The sequence below is a fragment of the Bacillus cereus group sp. MYBK222-1 genome (assembly GCF_051916425.1).
GTDB classification, from domain to species: Bacteria; Bacillota; Bacilli; order Bacillales; family Bacillaceae_G; genus Bacillus_A; species Bacillus_A paranthracis.
This window is the reverse complement of the sequence record NZ_JBQAGP010000020.1, coordinates 1-3,057: the sequence shown is the minus strand read 5'-3', so window position 1 is coordinate 3,057 and position 3,057 is coordinate 1. Positions and strand designations below refer to the sequence as shown.

Sequence of the window (3,057 nt, the reverse complement as noted above, 5' to 3'; positions counted from 1 at the left end):
AGGACGTCGCCAAGCAAAAACCTAAGTCGTTTCGACTTAGGTTTTTTTGTGTTTATTTATATATATCAAATGACATAATCCGTAAATTTAGTAATCTTAATGAGAGAAAAGGATGAAATGGAGACGTTTTAAAGTCAACTACCCCCAGTGAGACAAAGCCTTTCAGTGGGGGCTTGAGCTCGAGCGCTAGGTCTTTTCGTCTATCGCTAGACAGTTTGACGCTCTAGCATTTATGCTACCCCACGATTTGTCACGCAACTTACTAATCTATCTACACCTAAATCGCAATTCAAAGCGTTACTCGTAGTCGTGGATGGTTTCTTCATTTGAGAAACATGCATTTCATATGTATCATGCACCTCAAAGAACCGACTTTTTTGCTTCGGTACAATCTCAATGTAGAAGATTTTTTTATGTCTTAAATTTTTCGGCATACGTATTTTAATGGAACCCAATTTTTTTTGAATGCCACATTCATCGGAACCATCCAATACCCGTTATTATCCACTTTAGGGACTTGATAGATTTCAATGATTCGTTTGTCAGTGGAACGAGAATAATTTGGAAACTTCGGACGCCCTGTGAACTGCTCAGGATTTTTCTTACATTGTTCCAACGCTTTAAAAAAGCTCTTCACTTCTGCATATAAGGCTCTGCGAATCGCTTGAATAGAATTTGATTGAACGCCCCAATCATTCGTATTGGCTTGCATGGCAGTATCTACTTCTTTTACAGTAGCCATCCTGTTATTGTTTAAGTAACTTTGTTTCATCGTGTACAAGCCAACATTTCGCAACGCTTTTGAGCTATGTGACATGCGCTGAAGTGAACCCCCGCTGATTAAAGTTTCAATTTATACAATATCTTTTCATTTTTAAAGGATTTCATTCATCAAAAAATCTATAATTAAGGTAATTAATATATATTATTGATGGGTGTGGGGGATTATGAAAGAAATATGCATGTTATTAGTGGCTGTTATATTATGGGGGACAGCCATTGCGCCAACAAAGTGGGCGTTAGAAGTTATTCAGCCATTTACTTTGTTATTTATTCGCCTTTTCTTCGCTGGTGGAATTTGTTTGCTATTTTCATTTAAACAATTAAAAAAATCGGTTGTACATAAACAAGTGCCGTGGAAAAGAATGAGTTTACTATCTTTTACTGGTGTAGCTGGTTACTTTATGTTCACATCCTACGGTATTTCTTTAACAAGTGGATTACATGTTAGTATTATTGATGCTGCTTTACCGTTAGTTACAATTCTTTTTTCAGCGATCTTTTTGAAAGAAAAAATTCAGCTTAATTATTGGATCGGTATTGTATTGGGAGCTGCTGGAGTACTTCTTATTACTATCCCATCTAGTAACGGTAATCAAGAAGTATCTTTAATAGGAGATACCCTTATTTTATTAAGCACTTTCTTATTTGCTTTCTATACAGTATTGTTGAAAAGACCAAAACAAGAACAGTATTTATCAAACAAGGTTTTTACAACATTAACTTTAATTATTGGAGCTGTTATTTTATTACCATTTGCAATGGTAGAAACTTTTTACTATGGTTTCCCAGAAATCGAAACATGGAAGACTGGATTTAGTGTAATGTATCTTGTTATAGGCGCAACAATTTTAGCGTATTGGTTTTGGAATAGAGCACTAGAGACAGTCTCGGCATCAGTAAGTGGGTTATATTTAAATGCATTACCGTTAATAAGTATTGTTGCTTCAATTGCTTTATTAGATGAGTCTTTAACTTGGAAGATAGTAATAGGAGGAAGTTTAGTCTTAATAGGAGTAGGATGGGCAGATAGACAAAAGATAAGTAAGTTATTAAAGAAGAATAACTTGAATAGTAAGGAATGCTAAGTAACATATTGTATATAGTTTAAATATAAAAAAACACCTTATATATATTAGGTGTTTTTTTATTTGGCAAAGATAATAGATTGAAATCAGTATAGGTATTCTCTACTATATTTATACGTATTGAAATCATTTTGAAATATTGTTTGAACGAGTTGTATACATTCGGTATCATAAAAACTTTCGAAAGTGGGGTAGCGAGGAAATAAAGGGTCAGTAATATCGGCTTCGCTAAAATTCCCTTTATAAATCATGGCGGGAGTTTGATGATGCCATGATATTGAGAACTCATTTATTGGTGCAGTTTTTAATTCGAAACGCTTTTCTAATGCTTTCATATCCTGATCGAAGTTTTCTAAGTATATATAATTGGTCACATATTCTTCTTCACCAGCTATATATTGTTGTGTGAAATGCGGGTTAATATCATTTCCTTGAGCATCATTAATGAATAGATAGTATAGAAATTGTTTAAATGAGAGGCCTTTGGAGGAGTTTTCATCTTGATATAAAAACTTTCGGATGGGCTTCCATTCGGGATTTTCTATATAGGGAGGTGCGATTAAGGATACGAAAGAGCTCACTGCTCGTCTATAAGGGTTACGAACAAGCTTAAAAGTTTCTTTTTGTTTTTCGCGTAATGCTATACCTAGTCGAACACTATAGGCAGGTGTACTTTTGTATATGTCATATTCATAATTATGAATGAAAGGACTATAATTTAGAGCTGTCTGTAATAAGTCAATCTGATAAAAAAACCACTTAGCAAGAGAAGTACAACCACTTTTTTGGCTCCAAAATAGAATGATAGGAAAATTCTTATGATAATGTGGGTTTCTTGAATGGGCGTTGACGATATGTAATAAGGAAGGATCGAACAATCTCTACACCCCTTTCAGGTATTTTAATTATATGTATGAAAAATAAAGAGGAATATGAGTAGCTGTTTCATCTTTTCTAAAAAAGTGAAAGATTAATATTGACTATTATTGAATAGGGGTGTAATATAGAACAAGTCGCCGATGACAACAACGTTGAAAGCGACAAACGAAATAAAAAACTTAGTTGACATTGAAAGATGAAAATGTTAACATAAGGAAGTCGCAAATGAGCGACCAAGTAGTTCTTTGAAAACTGAACGAAACAAACAACGTGAAACGTCAATTTTTATTTTAGATGCTAGACAAACTAA

General features: G+C 33.8%; 2 protein-coding genes and 1 pseudogene. 1 reads left to right on the top strand and 2 read right to left on the bottom strand.

From position 1 onward, the window contains the following. Window positions 1–233: 233 nt before the first annotated feature. Window positions 234–826, bottom strand: a pseudogene (locus ACTFR9_RS27485) (RNA-guided endonuclease TnpB family protein); the annotation flags it as partial. A gap of 109 nt (window positions 827–935) precedes the next feature. Here ACTFR9_RS27485 and ACTFR9_RS27480 point away from each other — a divergent pair. Next, entirely contained in the window at window positions 936–1,868 is a 933-nt protein-coding gene (locus tag ACTFR9_RS27480; RefSeq protein ID WP_001998796.1) for a DMT family transporter, read from the top strand. An 86-nt stretch (window positions 1,869–1,954) separates the two neighbouring features. Here ACTFR9_RS27480 and ACTFR9_RS27475 read toward each other — a convergent pair whose 3' ends face one another. Continuing rightward, window positions 1,955–2,746 carry a sulfotransferase family 2 domain-containing protein gene (locus ACTFR9_RS27475; protein ID WP_000460200.1) on the bottom strand — a complete coding sequence of 264 codons (792 nt, stop codon included), beginning with the start codon at window positions 2,744–2,746 and terminating at the stop codon, window positions 1,955–1,957. Window positions 2,747–3,057: the final 311 nt, after the last annotated feature.